We start from the raw sequence: 14,933 nt of genomic DNA, 5'->3' as shown, positions 1-14,933 counted from the left end.
CGCTCCAGCGACCGCGTTGTAACAGCCCGGAGTGGCCGGATTCAGATGACGGCGCCGATCAGCGCGATGAGAGCGGGGGTGCTCTGGCCGATGGCGCCTCCGATGCCGGTCCCTCGCGGACGGCTGAGCGCCATGCGGTCGGCGACGAGCAGGACAAGACCGGACAGGAACATGAACAGGCAGGTGTAGATCACCAGCGTCCTGCCGACCGGTTCGTTGCCGGCGCTCCAGGCGATCAGTCCGGCGATCGTGCCGAGTCCGAGGAACAGGTTGTAGAAACCGACACCGAATGCCCAAAGCCGAACAGCCGGGACGTCCTGGGCAGGCGTGGAGAAAATGCGCCGGTAGACCCCAGGCCGTTCGAACACCAGAGCCTCCCAGACGAAGACAAGGATGTGGAGCGCCGCGGCCAGCGATGCGAACACCCACACCAGCCAGTTCATCGGAACGCGTCCGTATCGCTCATGGTCACGTCGTGACGGCTGAGGACTCTCCGGATGTCCTGCATCGAGTCCGCGAGCGGACGCCCGGACGGGACGGACGCGTCCAGGTCGGCGTGGAACCGCCCCATGGCGGCGGTGAGACTGAACACCAGGAACCTGACGGACGGAGTCAGGGCCGTGAACGTGTGGAGAGCACCGGAGGGAATGGCGATCGATGACCCCGGTCCGAGGTCGAACCCCTCCTCATCCACCTGGACGACCATCCGGCCCTGAAGGACGTAGTAGGTCTTTGCCCAGCCCGTGCGGTGAAGGGGCGTCGGCTCTTGCCTGGGAGCATCGATCTCGAAGACTTCGTAGGAACCGTCGGTGTGGTCGCTGTCCACTTTGACGGTCAGGGTGGCGTCAGGAGCGCGCAGCTCAGCGCCGTCACCCGGCTGAAGGTATTGAACTGAAGAGGACATGGTGCCAACGCTAGAAGCCTGATTCTCCACCGTCGATCCCAGAATTCAGGGAATGACGGGTAGGGAGATCCGGTGGAATAATGGGCCGCATGTGGGAGGAACGTGCGGACCACGCCCGTCGGGAGATCACAGCGCTTGCTGGCTCAGGACTGGGACTCGGCAGCCTGCACGCCGAGGCGATCAGGGTCGTCGACCGCGACGTCCGCACCGAGCTGACCTGCTGGGCGACGATCGATCCGGAGACGCTCGTCATCAGCACCATGTCCAGCGGTGAGACACGGATCCCCGCGCAGTACCAACCGCTCCTGGCCGATGCGGAATACTCCCCCGGTGAGCCTCACACCTTCGCCGAGATGGCCAGGCGGCACGAAACGTTCGCCCGCCTGTCCGACCTGCCGCCTCGCGACCAGGACCGGAGCGCGCGGCTTCGGAACGTCTGGCGACCGATCGGGGTCGACCGTGAACTCCGCATCCTGTTCGTCTCGGACGGCTCCTGTTGGGGCGCCGCGGGTCTCGTCCGCTCGGGCAGCGATTTCACGGACCGTGAGACCGAATACCTCACCGCTGTCGCGCCGGCGATCGCCAGCGCGACCCGGCTCGCAGTGCGCTCGGAGATCTCGAGCCGGGCGGCCGACGGCAGTCCGGCGATCGTCGTCCTCGACCCGCGCGGCCGACTGCGTTCCGCAACGCCGGGGACGCAGAGATGGCAGGAGAGATTCGACGACATCGAACAGGGCAGGTTCATGGTGATGATGCGGGTCATGGCACGAGGAGCACGGAGCACAGCCACTGGCGGCTTCCGCGCGCACCTTCGCGACGGCCAGGGCCGGTGGGTCCTCATGCACGCCAGCACCCTCGTGGGATCGGACGGTGACAACGACGTCGCCGTGTCGATCGACCCGGCCATCGGAGAGCACCTCACCGGAATGCTGTTCGCGGCGTACGGCCTGACCCCGCGGGAACGCGACATCTGCCGTGAGGTGATCGCCGGGGCCGCGACGGCGCAGATCGCCGCGCACCTGTTCGTCACACAGAACACGGTGCAGGACCACCTGAAGTCGGTCTTCGCGAAGGTCGGCGTGCGCAGCAGGGGCGAACTGGTCGCGCGGCTGCAGCCGCACCCACTCGCCGCCTGAGCCCGTCATCGCAGCGCCACGACGGGTTCGGTGACGTATGAGAGCCGCCTGTCGGATTCGAACCGACGACCTGCGCATTACAAGTGCGCTGCTCTGGCCAACTGAGCTAAGGCGGCGTGGACTCGTCAATCATAACCAACGGTCGCGGGCGCTTCGGCCATGACATCCTTGGGAGGACCGTCCACGACGAAAGACACGCATGCCTGACCAGTCCACACCGACCGGCTCCCCCGACCTCAGCCGATCGGTCCTCGACCTGGCCATCCGGTGCGGCGAAGTGATCTTCGCGTCCGGTGCGAGCGCCGAGGATGCGACGGCGACGATGCTCGCGGTCACGCGGGCGTACGGCCTCAAGGGCTGCGAGGCGGATGTGACGCACACGGTGATCACGTTGACCTGGGACGATGCGTCGACGAGCGACAGCATCACCCGGTCGAGGAACGTCAAATACCGGACCATCGACTACACACGCCTGACGAACACGTCGACACTCATCGGCGACCTGCTGCACGATCCGATCCCCGTTGCCGAAGCCAGGGCACGGGTCAACGCGATCATCGGCGCGCGGCCGATCTATCCGATCCTGGTCAGGCGCACCGGCTGGAGCCTCGTCGGCGCAGGAGCCGCCTTCCTGCTCGGCGGCGGGCCGCTCGTCATTGCCGCGGCGTTCGTCGCCACCTTCTTCGTCGACCTGCTCACCGGGACGCTCGCCAAGACCAGGATCTCGGTGTTCTACCAGACCCTGGCCGGCGGCGCCGTCGGGCCGATCGTCGCCGCCGTCGTGCACTTCATCGACCCGGCAGCGAACTCGTCGCTGGTCGTCGTCGCCACGATCATCATGCTGTTGGCAGGGGTGACATCGTTCGGCGCCGTGCAGGACGTCCTGTCCGGGTTCTATGTGACAGGAACGGCACGTGTCCTCGAAGCGCTGCTCATCACCGGCGGCCTCGTCGCAGGCGTCGCAGGAACCACGATGCTTCTCGCACGGTTCGGCCTGATGCTGGACATCGAGCCGTACGTGGCGCCGACACTCGCCGAGATCCCGCTTCAGCTCGTGGCATCCGTCGTCATCATCGTCGGGTTCGCCCTCGCCGTCGAAGTCCCGCCGCGGGCGATCTGGGCCGTCAGCGCGCTGGGAATCGTCGCATACCTGGTCTACGCCTCGGGCGTCGCCGCAGAGGTCGGAGTGGCCTGGGCTGCGGGCACAGCCGCTCTCATCGTCGGCGTCCTGTCCGCAGTCGCATCACGCATCGTGCGCATCCCGCCGCTGCCGCTCGTCGTCTCGGCGCTCGTCCCGCTCGTGCCTGGCCTGATCCTGTTCAGGGGGCTGCTCGAACTGAGCGCCGGGTCGATCGACGGGCTGCTGAGCATGCTCGAAGCAGCCTCTGTCGCCGTCGCACTCGCTGCGGGGGCGTTGCTCGGGCAGTACGTGGTCCAGAACGCGCTCGGCCCTGCCAGGCGCATCCAGCGTCGGTTCGTCGGCCCGCTGATGGGTGTTCAGGTCCGCCTGGGGCGGAAGCGGGAAGAGAAGATCTGACCCGCTACTCGGCCGGCGCCGAAGGCGAGGGCGACGGGCTCGGGCTCGACTTCGCGTAGGTCTCGCTCGCGACGGAGAGCACGAAGGCCTGGAATTCCTTCTCGTCAGTGATCGAACCGGTGTACTGCTTGTCATTCACGAGGACGGTCGGGGTTCCCTTGACCTTGCTCAGCGACGAGTTCGGCACAGCTTCAGTCGTTGCGCGGTCGGTGGAAGACTGCACCCAGGTCTTGAAGGTCGCGTCGTCGATGCAGGACTCGATGCTGCCCTGGGCCGGGCCGGCAGGAGCTGTTCCCGCTTCGGTCTCGCCTGCCGTTGCGACCATCTGTTTCAGCTGGTCATCCGAGAGCCCTTCGGTGCCTTCCTCAGGCTGGTTCTCGAACAACAGCGTGTTGAAGGTGAAGAAGTTGTTCGGCGCGTAATTCGCCACGCACGCGGCCGCGTTGGCGGCGCGGAGCGAGTACTGGGTTCCCGCAGAACGGCCGGTGAGGATGGCGATCGGGTGGTACTCGACGGTCGCAGTGCCGTTCTCGGCCCAGGTCGCGAGCTGTTCCGTGTTGGTCGCTTCGAACTGGCCGCACAGCGGGCAGAGGTAGTCGACGAAGATCCGGATGTTCGGGACGTTCGGGTCGATGGAGGTGGGCACCGGCTCTGCACCTGCGGCGAGTGCAGGACTCTTCACGACCTTGAGCTCTTCACCGATGACGATTCCGCCGCTGGCCATGTTGGCCGGGCCTGGGGTCGGTGGACGGATCGCGCTCGTGATGATGAACGCGACACCGGCGATGACGGCGAGGACCACGACGACGATTCCACCCTGCAGGAAGATGCGATTCCGCTTCTCCCGTTTGCGCTGGGCATCCCGAAGTTCCTTCGCCTTCTCGCGAGTCGCCTCGCGTCGCTGGTTCTTCGTCGGAGGAACTTCCGGTCCGCCGCTGTCCATGAATCCTCGCTTCGTTTAAGTAGGCAGTCGGGCACGGCCTGCCGAACCCAACACCCACCGATCGTAGTTCCGCAGTCTGGGAAATGCCCAAACGGATGCTGGACGCGGCCGGTCCGGACGCAGCGTCCCGATTCCAGTCGCGGGGCGCCGTCGTGCAATACTGGTGAAATCGCGATCGTGTACCCACACGCTCGTGCGCATGCAACGCAGCACGCAATGCATGAATCCATTCACTCGGATCGTCCGGCACGTACCTGCCGGTGAAGGAGAAATACACATGTCATCCGTCACGTTCGACAACGCCACCCGCCTGTACCCCGGTGGCACCCGCGCCGCCGTTGACAAACTCAACCTCGAGGTCGCCGATGGCGAATTCCTCGTTCTGGTTGGCCCGTCCGGCTGTGGTAAGTCCACGTCTCTGCGTATGCTCGCCGGCCTCGAAGAGGTCAACGACGGCCGCATCCTCATCGGTGACCGCGACGTCACCGACGTGCCGCCGAAGGACAGGGACATCGCGATGGTGTTCCAGAACTACGCGCTGTACCCGCACATGACCGTCGCAGAGAACATGGGTTTCGCCCTGAAGATCGCCGGCGTCAACAAGGACGAGCGCGCCAGCCGCGTTCTCGAGGCTGCCAAGCTCCTCGACCTCGAGGAGTACCTGACCCGCAAGCCGAAGGCTCTCTCCGGTGGACAGCGTCAGCGTGTTGCCATGGGTCGCGCCATCGTCCGTCAGCCCCAGGTCTTCCTCATGGACGAGCCGCTGTCGAACCTCGACGCCAAGCTCCGCGTCCAGACCCGTACGCAGATCGCGTCGCTCCAGCGCCGCCTCGGTGTCACCACGGTCTACGTCACGCACGACCAGACCGAGGCACTCACCATGGGTGACCGGATCGCCGTGCTGAAGGATGGCATCCTGCAGCAGGTCGGAACGCCTCGCGACCTGTACGAGAGCCCGCAGAACGTCTTCGTCGCCGGGTTCATCGGCTCCCCAGCCATGAACCTCCTCACCGCGGATGTCGCTGACGGCGGCATCCAGTTCGGCGCGCGCGTCGTTCCCGTCGACCGCGACGTCCTCGGCCAGGCCAGCGCCAAGCAGGTCACCGTCGGTGTCCGTCCCGAGGACATCGAAGTGTCGACTGAACCGGGCAACGGCCTCGAGGTCCAGGTCGACCTCGTCGAGGAACTCGGCGCTGACGGCTACCTCTACGGACACGCTGACGTCAACGGCAAGCGCACCGACCTCGTCGCGCGCGTCGACGGACGCACCCACGCACACGCCGGTGAGAAGGTCTTCCTGATCCCGACGCCGCGCCACGTGCACCTCTTCGACACCGAGTCCGGGCTTCGCCTCAACGCGGCAGTCCACGCGGACTAACAGCATCGCGCCGGCTGATGGGGTCTTTCGCTCCGTCAGCCGGCGCTACTGTTTAAGCCACCATGACCTCACTCAGCATCACCGCGGCCACCGTCGACCCCGCACTCCTCGACCTCCCCTGGGATCTTCCTCTGGAGAACTGGCCGAACGAGACCATCGCCTCCCTGCCCAAGGGCATCTCCCGCCACCTCGTGCGGTTCGCCAACCTGTCTGGTTACGTCGTCGCCGTCAAGGAGACGACGGCAGAGATGGCACGCGGCGAATACGACATGCTGGGCACGCTGCAGCGCCTCGACATTCCCTGCGTCGACCGTGTGGCCGTGATCACGGGCCGTTCTGACGACTCCGGTGAGCCCCTGCCGAGCGCCCTGGTCACGCGGCACCTCAAGTTCTCGCTCCCCTACCGCGCCCTGTTCTCTCAGCAGCTCCGTCCTGACACGGCTTCGAGGCTCGTCGACGCCCTCGCGGTGCTCCTCGTGCGGCTCCACATCGCCGGGTTCTTCTGGGGCGACGTCTCGCTCTCCAACACGCTCTTCCGTCGCGACGCCGGCGCCTTCGCCGCGTACCTCGTCGACGCCGAGACCGGCAAGCTCTACGAGGGCGGCCTGTCCAACGGCCAGCGCGAGAACGACCTCGAGATCGCCCGCGTCAACATCGCCGGCGAACTGATGGACCTCGAAGCCGGCGGACGTGTCGACGTCGAACTCGACCCGATCCAGCTCTCCGACGGCATCGTCGCCGCATACCGGTCCCTGTGGGCGGAACTCACCGGCGCCGAATCGTTCTCATCGAGCGAACGCTGGCGGATCAGCGAGCGCGTGGACCGCCTCAACGCTCTCGGATTCGACATCGAGGAGCTCGCGATCAAGACGGATGCCGGCGGGACGACCGTCCGGATCCAGCCGAAGGTGGTCGACGCCGGCCACCACCAGCGCCGGCTGCTCCGCCTCACCGGGCTCGACGCAGGCGAGAACCAGGCGCGCAGGCTCCTCAACGACCTCGACTCGTACGCGGCGACCTTCGGGAAACCGAACATGGACGAGGAGATGATGGCGCACGAATGGCTCACCCGCGTCTTCGAGCCGGTCATCAAGTCGATCCCCCGCGACCTCAAGGGCAAGCTCGAGCCGGCCGAGGTGTTCCACCAGCTGCTCGAACACCGCTGGTTCATGTCTCAGCGTGAGGCGAGGGACATCCCGCTCTCCGAAGCGCTCACGTCGTACATCAACGACATCCTGAGACACCGCCGCGACGAGGCGACGGTGATCGCCCCGCTCACGGGTTCGATCACCATGCCGAACGACGTTGTCGCCACCGATGACGTGAATTGGCGCGACCGGGTCTGAGACCCGGTCGCGCCGTTTCGAGCCCTTCGGCTACTTCTTGCTGTGCTTTTTCGAGCGCAGTTTCGAGATCTCGTAGAGCGTGACGGATGCCGCGATCCCGGCGTTCAGCGACTCGGTCGCCGATGTGATGGGGATCGACACGATCGCGTCGCAGGTCTCGGTGACGAGACGTGACAGGCCCTTGCCCTCGCTGCCGACGACGATGACGACAGGCCGGTCGGCGAGGGGCAGACCGGGAAGGTCCGTGGTCCCTCCGCCGTCCAGGCCGATGACGAACACGCCGGCCTCCTTGAACGCCTTGAGCGTCTGGGTGAGGTTCGTGGCCATGGCGACAGGGGTCCGTGCAGCTGCTCCAGCAGACGTCTTCCACGCGGATGCCGTGAGGCCGACGGAGCGACGCTGGGGCACGATGACCCCGTGTCCGCCGAACGCCGCGGTCGACCGGATGATCGCTCCGAGGTTGCGAGGGTCTGTGATGCCGTCGAGGGCGACGAAGAGAGGCGTCTGGCCCCGGGACACTACCTGCTCGAGCAGCTCGGTCGGGTGCGCGTAGCTGTACGGCGGCACCTTGAGAGCGAGGCCCTGGTGCACCGAGTCGAATCCGGCGAGACGGTCGAGTTCCGGCCGCATCACCTCGAGGATCGGCAACCCACGTGCGGTGGCCAGTGCGAGGACTTCCTTCACCCGGTCATCGAATTCGATCCGGGTGGCCATGTAGAGCGCTGAGGCCGGGATCTTGGCCCGCAGAGCCTCGAGCACCGAGTTACGGCCGGTGACGATCTCACTATCGTCCGACTGCTTCTGCTTGGGCTTCCGGCCCGCGACGGGCGCGGTTCCGGTGCGCGCACCGGACTTCGCCTGCGCCTGGTTGAGGCGGTCCTTGGCGATCTTGCGCTTTCCTGCGGCGTGGTAGGTGCGGTCCTCAGCCTTCGGCGTCGGTCCCTTACCTTCGAGGGATCGACGACCGAGTCCGCCTGTGCCCTTTGCCGGGCCCTTCTTGGTCTTGCGTACCGCCCCTGGGCGTGGCTTACTGGCCATCAATACTCCAATGTGCACCTGTCGAGGTGTCTTCAATCGTGATTCCCGCGGTGGTGAGGACGTCGCGGATTCTGTCGGCGGCCGCGAAATCGCGCGCCGCCCTGGCGTTCTGGCGTTGGTCGAGCAGCTGGTCGACGAGGGTGTCGAGCACCCCGTGGACGGCACGGTCCTGACCGTGCGACCACTCGGCGGAGAGCGGATTGATGCCGAGGACCTCGGTCATGGCCATCACCTGCCCCTGCGCGGCGGCGGCGAAAGCAAGATCTTCGCCGTCAATGCTCGCGTTGCCTTGCCTTATTGTGTCATGTAATACGGCCAGCGCCTGCGGGATGGCCAGATCGTCGTTCATGGCTGCGGCGAATGCCTCGGGGATCCGCTCTGTTCCCGTGCCGGCGAACCGTGTGCCCGTCAGCCTCCTGGAGACCCGTTCGAGGAAACTCTCGATCCTGTCGAGGGCTGCCTCGGCCTCGGCCAGCGCACCGTCGTGGTAGTCGATCGTCGACCGGTAGTGGGCCTGCCCGAGGTAGTAGCGGACGACGATCGGACGGGCGGCGCCGAGCAGGTCGGCGGCGTAGACCGAATTACCCAGCGACTTCGACATCTTCTGTCCATTGACGTTGACGAGGCCGTTGTGCACCCAGTAACTCGCGAAGGCGTCACCGGCAGCCGTCGACTGCGCGAGCTCGTTCTCGTGGTGCGGGAACCGCAGGTCGAGGCCTCCGCCGTGGATGTCGAATGCGCTGCCGAGGTACCGGCTGGACATGGCCGAGCATTCGATGTGCCAGCCCGGTCGCCCGGCGCCCCACGGGCTCGGCCACGTGGCCGACGCCGGCTCGTCCACCTTGTGGCCCTTCCAGAGGGCGAAGTCGCGGGGGTCCCGCTTGCCGCGCGGATCGGCATCCGTCGCCGCTTCCATGCTGTCGATGTTCTGCCTGGTCAGTTCGCCGTATGCCGGCCAGCTGCGCACGTCGAAGTAGACGTCGCCCGAGTCGTCTCCTGCGGCGTAGGCGTGCCCGTTGGCGAGGAGGCGTTCGATGATGGCGTGCATCTGCTGGATGCTCGCGGTCGCGCGTGGCTCGTATGTGGGAGGCAGGATGCCGAGGGTGCGGTACCCGTCGGTGAACTCCAGTTCGGTACGGTAGGCCAGCGCCCACCATTCCTCTGAACCGGTGGCGTTGACGAGGACCTTGTCGTCGATGTCTGTGACATTGCGGACCAGCGTCACGTCGAAACCGGAATAGTTCAGCCAGCGGCGCAGCTGGTCGTAGACGAGCGCCGATCGAAGGTGCCCGATGTGCGGCGACGACTGCACGGTGGGTCCGCAGACGTACAGCCCGACCTTCCCCGGAACGAGGGGGACGAAGTCACGGAGGGCCTGCGCCCGGGAATCATAGAGTTGCATTGCCACGACTCAAGAGTACTGGCGCACGACCGTCGCCGTCGCGATGGCGCAAACACCCTCGCCTCTGCCCGTGAAACCGAGCCCGTCCGTCGTCGTGGCCGAGAGGCTGACCGGGGCGCCGAGAAGGCCGGTCAGGAGTTCTTCCGCCTCGAGGCGCCTGGGCGAGAACCGCGGGCTGTTGCCGATGAGCTGAACGGCGACGTTGCCGATGGCGTAGCCTGCCTCGGCCAGGCGGGACCGCGTCGCCGTCAGGAAGACCTCGCCGTGAGCCCCGTCGAATTGCGGGTCGTCGGTTCCGAAGACGCTGCCGATGTCTCCGAGACCGGCGGCGGACAGCAGGGCGTCGGTGATGGCGTGGCTGACAGGGTCCCCGTCGCTGTGCCCGGCCAGTCCGGTCTCCCCCGGCCAGTGCAGGCCCGCGAGCCAGAGCTCCGAGCCGTCGTCGAAGGCGTGGACGTCCACGCCGATTCCGGTGCGGATACCGCCTGGCGCCTCCTGCGAAGTGAGCAGCCCCTCTGCCCGGCGGAGGTCCCACGGCGTGGTGATCTTGAAGGACGCCGCGTCACCGTCGATGACGGAGACGGTGTGGCCTGCAGCCGAGAACAGTGCGGCATCGTCGGTGTGCTCGGCAGCAGCCATGGCGTAGGCGTCGTCGAGAGCGGCGCGCGGGAAGCCCTGCGGTGTCTGGATGGAACGGAGTTCGGACCTGTCGACGGTCTCGACCACCGTCTCGTCGTCATCGACCCGCTTGACCGTGTCCTGCACGGGGACGCCTGGGACGATCCCGGATGCCGTCTGCGCGACCGCGGCGACGACACCGTCGAAGATCGCCGACGGCGTCAACGCCCGTGCGGCGTCGTGGACGAGGACGATCCGAACGGATGCGCCGAGAGCCGAGAGCCCGCGCGCAACGGACTGCTGCCTGGTCGGTCCGCCGGCGACGACGGAGATGGCCTCGACCGCGGCACCGGCGGAGCGCACGGCGATCGTCTCGGCTTCCTCCACGAAGTCGGCTGGCGCGACGACGACGACCTGGGCGTCTCGCTGCATCCCGAACACCGAGGAAAGGCACCGCTCGAGGACGGTGCGTCCGGCGAGGTCGACGAATGCCTTCGGGCGGGCGGCGCCGAGCCTGGTCCCGCTTCCTGCTGCCACGACGATGACGCCGACGATCGGTGCGCGACTATTCATAGCTCCCGAGCTTAGCCACCCGGGCATCACCCCAGGTACGACGAAAGCCTGGTCACTGAGTTCGTCGAAGTGCGGCCCCGCTTGCGCGGTGCACGGCGCCTCAACAACGACAAAGCTCGACCACCGGATACCCGGTGATCGAGCTTGTCGAGATCAAGAGATCAGATCGAAGACCCCGCTATGACGCGAGCACCTCGTCGAGAACGTTCGAGGCTTTCTCCTCGTCGGTCTTCTCTGCGAGGGCGAGTTCCGAGATGAGGATCTGGCGCGCCTTGGCCAGCATGCGCTTCTCGCCGGCCGAGAGGCCGCGGTCCTGGTCACGGCGCCAGAGGTCACGGACGACCTCGCTCACCTTGATGACATCGCCTGAGGCGAGTTTCTCAAGGTTCGCCTTGTAACGGCGCGACCAGTTGGTGGGTTCTTCTGTGAACGGCGCACGAAGGACGTCGAACACGCGTTCAAGTCCTTCTTTACCGATCACGTCACGAACGCCGACCAGGTCGACGTTCTCAGCGGGCACCTCGATAACGAGGTCACCCTGGGTGACGCGAAGCTTCAGATAAAGCTTCTCTTCTCCCTTGATGACCCGAGTTTTCACTTCCGCAATAGTTGCGGCTCCGTGGTGGGGGTATACGACGGTTTCGCCAACCTCAAAAAGCATGGATGTGTATCCCTTCAGCATCTACCAGAATACCACAGCGGGCATGCACTAAAGTTCGCTCAGCAGCGACAGGGCCGACCCCCTCGCTAGGCTAAACTCGGACTCGTTCCGCACGTGTCGCCTCAGCGCGCGTGCACCCCTGTGTTCTTGGAGGACCTGTGAAGGCGCGTTTGATCGCAACCGTCGTACTGGCGGCATCCGTCGTACTGGGCACGAGCGCGTGCAATCTGATCTCCCCGCAGACCACGACAAAGCCGTATGACGCGAGCGACGGCATCTCAGGACGCGTCGGCGACCTGAAACTCCGCAACGCCGTCATCATCACCGGTGACGGTGCAGACGGCAACCTCCTGGTCTCTGTGACCAACACCGGTGGCGCGCACAACCTCAAGATCCAGTTCGGTGACGACAGCGAAACGATCGAAGCGATCATTCCCAAGGAGTCGACGGTCTCGTTCGGCACCGAGGAAGAAGGCCCGCTCCTCCTCGAAGGCATCGACACTGAGCCCGGCGCTCTCCTGCCGGTGTTCTTCCAGTACGGCGATGAGACCGGCGTCGAGCTCCTCGTCCCCGTCCTCGACGGCACGCTTGGCGAGTACAGCGAGTTCGTTCCGGGCGGAGTCGCCGAGTAACGCCGCTCCAGGTTTCCTTGGGAGAACTCAGGCTTCGAAGCGGTAACCGAGCCCTCGAACGGTGACAAGCATCCGTGGCTCTGACGGGTTCTCTTCGATCCTCGACCTGATCCGCTTGATGTGGACGTCGAGCGTCTTGGTGTCGCCGAAGTAGTCGCTCCCCCACACCCTGTCGATGAGCTGACCGCGGGTCAGCACGCGGCCGGCGTTGCGCAGGAGCAGCTCGAGAAGCTCGAATTCCTTCAACGGCATAGATATCTCACCACCGTTGACTTCCACGGTGTGTCGTTCGAGATCCATCCGGACGGTTCCTGCCTCGAGGACGGATTCGGCGACGTCCTCGTCCGTGATCCGTCGGCGGAGGACGGCCCGGATGCGGGCGAGGAGTTCGCGGCTCGAGTACGGCTTCGTGACGTAGTCGTCGGCTCCCAGTTCGAGCCCGACGACGATGTCCACTTCGGAGTCTTTGGCCGTGAGCATGATGATCGGCGTGCTCGACACCGCCCGGATCTGCCGGCAGACCTCCGTTCCCGGGATCCCGGGGAGCATGAGGTCGAGCAGCACGAGGTCCGGTTCATCGGCGAGGAACGCGGCGACGGCACTCCGTCCGTCCTGGACCACGTCGATGTCATATCCCTCTCGTCCGAGGAGGTAGGCGAGCGGCTCGCTGAGGGCTGCTTCGTCTTCGACGAGGAGAATACGTGTCATTGGCTGGAGTCCTAACCTGCGTTGTCGTATGTGGGGGCGTCGGCTGGCCCGGAGATGCTGATCTGGCCGGTGAGCGGCTTTTCCTGTGCTTCGGGGAGCCGGATGGTGAAGGTCGATCCTTTACCGACGAGCGACCAGACCTTCACGTCGCCGCCGTGGTTCTGCACAGCGTGCTTGACGATGGAGAGGCCGAGACCAGTGCCGCCGGTGTGGCGCGATCTGGCCTGATCGACCCGGTAGAACCGTTCGAACACCCTGTCGCGATCCTCCTCCGGGATGCCGACACCCTGGTCGGTGACGGCGATCTCGACGAAGCCGTCCCTTCGGGAGATTCCGACACCGACGCGTCCGCGATCAGGCGAGTAGGCGATCGCGTTGGCGATGAGGTTGTGGACGGCGACGACAAGCAGGTCCTCGTCACCGTAGACACGTGCACCTGGGTCGCGCGCGGCCACCAGGGTGACTCCACCGACCTCTGCCGCCACCCGGTTCTGGTCGACGGCAGCGGCGATGACCCTGTCGACGTCTAGTAGTTCGGGCTGGTGGAGCGCGTCTGCGGCCTGCAACCGGGACAGGTCGATGATCTCACCGGTGATCCGGGCGAGCCGTGCGGCCTCTGTGGCCAGCCTGGCCGCGAATTTGCGCACCTGCGCCGGGTCGTCGGCTGCCGGCTCGAGGGCTTCGGCGAGGAGACTCACTGCCCCGATCGGCGTCTTCAGCTCATGGCTGATGTTCGCGATGAAATCCCGCCGCACCTCGTCGAGGCGGCGGGACTCGGTGTGGTCCTGGGCGAGGAGAAGCACGTAGCGGGTGCCGAGCCGTGCGGCGCGGACAGACAGGTTGAGGCTCACGTCGCTGAAGCGACCGCGGGTGATGTCGATGTCGGCGGTGGCAGGGTCGCCGCCGTCGCGCACCAGTTCGGCAAGCCGGCTGAACTCCGCGTGGGCGAGTTTCCCGTCGCGAACGAGCCCGAGGGCGAGCGCACCGGGCGAAGCCTTGACGACGTTGCCCGACGGGTCGACGACGATCCCGGCACTCTCGAGAGCATCGAGCACCTGGCTCACGCCATCCGGAACCGACGGGGTCACGACGTTCGCGACCCGCTCGCCACGGCGAGCGGCAAAGAAGACGGCGACGGCGAAGCCAGCGCCGATGAGAAGGCCGAGCACGAGCGATACCAGCACCAGCCAGGTGGAGTCCATACGACTAGATTAGAGGAACGGGCAGACCACGCAGGCCAGACGAGGCGCCTCATCAGGGCATTTTCGTGAGTGTTCAGACGGGCGCCACCAAACGTTAACCTGAGGGCGACAGAGTGGAACTGTGGCCTGTTCCCCGGCGCCAGACAGCATGTGCCCGGGCCCCGACATCCGAAACGGAGATCAAGTGCGTGAAGTATTCCAGCAGGAGCTGGCAGAGGTGCAGGACCGGCTCGTGGCCATCTCCGAGCTCGTGTCCATCTCCATCACGAACGCCGTTCAGGCGTTCAACGAATCCAATGTGACCATCGCAGAAGAGGTCATCGAGAACGATGTCAGGATCGACGAGCTCACCGTCGCTCTCGACGAACTGGCCATCAACATCCTGGCCAGGCAGCAGCCAGTGGCCCGCGACCTGCGCATCGTCGTGAGCGCCCTGCGCATCAGCTCATCGCTCGAGCGGATGGGTGACATGGCCGAGCACATCGCCCAGCTCGCCCGCTACCGGTTCCCCGAGCGCGCCGTCCCGAAGGGGCTGCGTTCGACCTTCGCTGAGATGGGTCGCCTCGACGTGGAAATCTCGCTCAAGCTGACCGAACTCCTCCGCACCCAGAACGTGCGCCTCGCGGAGGAGATCCGCAACGAGGACGACAAGGTAGACGAACTCCACGTCAGCGTGTTCGACAAGGTGCTCGGCGAAACCTGGAAGGGCAAGCCGATCGCGACGGTCGACGCCACGCTGGCCTCCCGCTACCACGAGCGCTTCGCAGACCACGCGGTCTCGATCGCCAAGAAGGTGCAGTACCTCGCCACCGGTGACTGGATCCCGGACACCGAGGACTGACCTCCCGGCAGACG

The 14,933-nt window shown here is 65.9% G+C and carries 15 protein-coding genes and 1 tRNA gene; 6 read left to right on the top strand and 10 right to left on the bottom strand.

Annotated features, from left to right (window positions below; all coding sequences use genetic code 11):
* Positions 1-41: 41 nt before the first annotated feature.
* The gene (locus AC1M2K_RS09845) at positions 42-443 is read right to left on the bottom strand and encodes a DUF1304 domain-containing protein (protein WP_480240860.1); all 402 of its coding nucleotides are present in this window, start codon (positions 441-443) and stop codon (positions 42-44) included.
* Positions 440-904, bottom strand: coding sequence for a cupin domain-containing protein (locus tag AC1M2K_RS09840; protein ID WP_480240859.1), 465 nt, complete (start codon positions 902-904; stop codon positions 440-442). Before AC1M2K_RS09840 ends, AC1M2K_RS09845 begins: the two co-directional genes overlap by 4 nt.
* Before the next feature lie 89 nt (positions 905-993).
* On the opposite strand from AC1M2K_RS09840, the gene AC1M2K_RS09835 reads away from it, so the two are divergent.
* Positions 994-2,040, top strand: a complete 1,047-nt coding sequence (locus AC1M2K_RS09835) for a helix-turn-helix transcriptional regulator (protein ID WP_480240858.1) — start codon at positions 994-996, stop codon at positions 2,038-2,040.
* A 42-nt stretch (positions 2,041-2,082) separates the two neighbouring features.
* On the opposite strand, the gene AC1M2K_RS09830 is transcribed toward AC1M2K_RS09835, so the two are convergent.
* Positions 2,083-2,156: transfer RNA gene (locus AC1M2K_RS09830), tRNA-Thr, on the bottom strand.
* Between the two features lie 83 nt (positions 2,157-2,239).
* Here AC1M2K_RS09830 and AC1M2K_RS09825 point away from each other — a divergent pair.
* Positions 2,240-3,577, top strand: coding sequence for a threonine/serine exporter family protein (locus tag AC1M2K_RS09825; RefSeq protein ID WP_480240857.1), 1,338 nt, complete (start codon positions 2,240-2,242; stop codon positions 3,575-3,577).
* Positions 3,578-3,581: 4 nt separating this feature from the next.
* Here the strand turns inward: AC1M2K_RS09825 and AC1M2K_RS09820 are convergent, their stop codons facing one another.
* The gene (locus AC1M2K_RS09820) at positions 3,582-4,520 is read right to left on the bottom strand and encodes a DsbA family protein (protein ID WP_480240856.1); all 939 of its coding nucleotides are present in this window, start codon (positions 4,518-4,520) and stop codon (positions 3,582-3,584) included.
* Positions 4,521-4,797: 277 nt separating this feature from the next.
* On the opposite strand from AC1M2K_RS09820, the gene AC1M2K_RS09815 reads away from it, so the two are divergent.
* Together AC1M2K_RS09815 and AC1M2K_RS09810 are read left to right on the top strand one after the other, a co-directional pair.
* The gene (locus tag AC1M2K_RS09815) at positions 4,798-5,898 is read left to right on the top strand and encodes an ABC transporter ATP-binding protein (protein WP_480237281.1); all 1,101 of its coding nucleotides are present in this window, start codon (positions 4,798-4,800) and stop codon (positions 5,896-5,898) included.
* 62 nt (positions 5,899-5,960) lie between these two features.
* Positions 5,961-7,244 (top strand): DUF4032 domain-containing protein, encoded by a 1,284-nt coding sequence (locus AC1M2K_RS09810; protein WP_480237282.1) that lies wholly within the window; start codon positions 5,961-5,963, stop codon positions 7,242-7,244.
* A 30-nt stretch (positions 7,245-7,274) separates the two neighbouring features.
* Here AC1M2K_RS09810 and rlmB read toward each other — a convergent pair whose 3' ends face one another.
* The 4 genes from rlmB to AC1M2K_RS09790 all read right to left on the bottom strand — a co-directional run bounded on the left by rlmB (position 7,275) and on the right by AC1M2K_RS09790 (position 11,536).
* Positions 7,275-8,282, bottom strand: coding sequence for a 23S rRNA (guanosine(2251)-2'-O)-methyltransferase RlmB (gene rlmB, locus AC1M2K_RS09805; protein WP_480240855.1), 1,008 nt, complete (start codon positions 8,280-8,282; stop codon positions 7,275-7,277).
* Entirely contained in the window at positions 8,272-9,684 is a 1,413-nt protein-coding gene (cysS, locus tag AC1M2K_RS09800) for a cysteine--tRNA ligase (RefSeq protein ID WP_480237373.1), read from the bottom strand. Before cysS ends, rlmB begins: the two co-directional genes overlap by 11 nt.
* A gap of 9 nt (positions 9,685-9,693) precedes the next feature.
* Complete coding sequence (gene ispD, locus AC1M2K_RS09795; protein WP_480240854.1) at positions 9,694-10,875, bottom strand: 2-C-methyl-D-erythritol 4-phosphate cytidylyltransferase; 1,182 nt, start codon at positions 10,873-10,875, stop codon at positions 9,694-9,696.
* A 178-nt stretch (positions 10,876-11,053) separates the two neighbouring features.
* The gene (locus tag AC1M2K_RS09790; protein WP_090713134.1) at positions 11,054-11,536 is read right to left on the bottom strand and encodes a CarD family transcriptional regulator; all 483 of its coding nucleotides are present in this window, start codon (positions 11,534-11,536) and stop codon (positions 11,054-11,056) included.
* Positions 11,537-11,694: 158 nt separating this feature from the next.
* Here AC1M2K_RS09790 and AC1M2K_RS09785 point away from each other — a divergent pair, with 158 nt between their 5' ends.
* Positions 11,695-12,168 (top strand): hypothetical protein, encoded by a 474-nt coding sequence (locus AC1M2K_RS09785; RefSeq protein ID WP_480240853.1) that lies wholly within the window; start codon positions 11,695-11,697, stop codon positions 12,166-12,168.
* A 27-nt stretch (positions 12,169-12,195) separates the two neighbouring features.
* Here the strand turns inward: AC1M2K_RS09785 and AC1M2K_RS09780 are convergent, their stop codons facing one another.
* Positions 12,196-12,876: a winged helix-turn-helix domain-containing protein gene (locus AC1M2K_RS09780; protein WP_480237286.1), complete on the bottom strand. Its 681-nt coding sequence runs from the start codon at positions 12,874-12,876 to the stop codon at positions 12,196-12,198.
* An 11-nt stretch (positions 12,877-12,887) separates the two neighbouring features.
* On the bottom strand, positions 12,888-14,078 hold the full coding sequence (locus AC1M2K_RS09775) for a sensor histidine kinase (protein WP_480240852.1): 1,191 nt from the start codon (positions 14,076-14,078) through the stop codon (positions 12,888-12,890).
* 184 nt (positions 14,079-14,262) lie between these two features.
* Between AC1M2K_RS09775 and phoU the strand changes: the two genes are divergently transcribed.
* On the top strand, positions 14,263-14,919 hold the full coding sequence (phoU, locus tag AC1M2K_RS09770; RefSeq protein ID WP_480237288.1) for a phosphate signaling complex protein PhoU: 657 nt from the start codon (positions 14,263-14,265) through the stop codon (positions 14,917-14,919).
* The last annotated feature ends 14 nt before the right edge of the window (positions 14,920-14,933 follow it).

Source organism: Mycetocola sp. Y171, assembly GCF_056713165.1.
The sequence above is the reverse complement of the archived record's forward strand: the minus strand, read 5'-3'. Positions and strand labels throughout refer to the sequence as shown.

Excerpts from the sequence above, each read along its gene's own strand:
- AC1M2K_RS09840 (WP_480240859.1), bottom strand. The coding sequence starts at position 904 with ATGTCCTCTTCAGTTCAATACCTTCAGCCGGGTGACGGCGCTGAGCTG.
- AC1M2K_RS09835 (WP_480240858.1), top strand. The coding sequence starts at position 994 with ATGTGGGAGGAACGTGCGGACCACGCCCGTCGGGAGATCACAGCGCTT.
- AC1M2K_RS09780 (WP_480237286.1), bottom strand. The coding sequence starts at position 12,876 with ATGACACGTATTCTCCTCGTCGAAGACGAAGCAGCCCTCAGCGAGCCG.
- AC1M2K_RS09845 (WP_480240860.1), bottom strand. The coding sequence starts at position 443 with ATGAACTGGCTGGTGTGGGTGTTCGCATCGCTGGCCGCGGCGCTCCAC.
- AC1M2K_RS09775 (WP_480240852.1), bottom strand. The coding sequence starts at position 14,078 with ATGGACTCCACCTGGCTGGTGCTGGTATCGCTCGTGCTCGGCCTTCTC.
- AC1M2K_RS09825 (WP_480240857.1), top strand. The coding sequence starts at position 2,240 with ATGCCTGACCAGTCCACACCGACCGGCTCCCCCGACCTCAGCCGATCG.
- AC1M2K_RS09810 (WP_480237282.1), top strand. The coding sequence starts at position 5,961 with ATGACCTCACTCAGCATCACCGCGGCCACCGTCGACCCCGCACTCCTC.
- AC1M2K_RS09820 (WP_480240856.1), bottom strand. The coding sequence starts at position 4,520 with ATGGACAGCGGCGGACCGGAAGTTCCTCCGACGAAGAACCAGCGACGC.
- cysS (WP_480237373.1), bottom strand. The coding sequence starts at position 9,684 with ATGCAACTCTATGATTCCCGGGCGCAGGCCCTCCGTGACTTCGTCCCC.
- AC1M2K_RS09815 (WP_480237281.1), top strand. The coding sequence starts at position 4,798 with ATGTCATCCGTCACGTTCGACAACGCCACCCGCCTGTACCCCGGTGGC.
- AC1M2K_RS09790 (WP_090713134.1), bottom strand. The coding sequence starts at position 11,536 with ATGCTTTTTGAGGTTGGCGAAACCGTCGTATACCCCCACCACGGAGCC.
- rlmB (WP_480240855.1), bottom strand. The coding sequence starts at position 8,282 with ATGGCCAGTAAGCCACGCCCAGGGGCGGTACGCAAGACCAAGAAGGGC.
- ispD (WP_480240854.1), bottom strand. The coding sequence starts at position 10,875 with ATGAATAGTCGCGCACCGATCGTCGGCGTCATCGTCGTGGCAGCAGGA.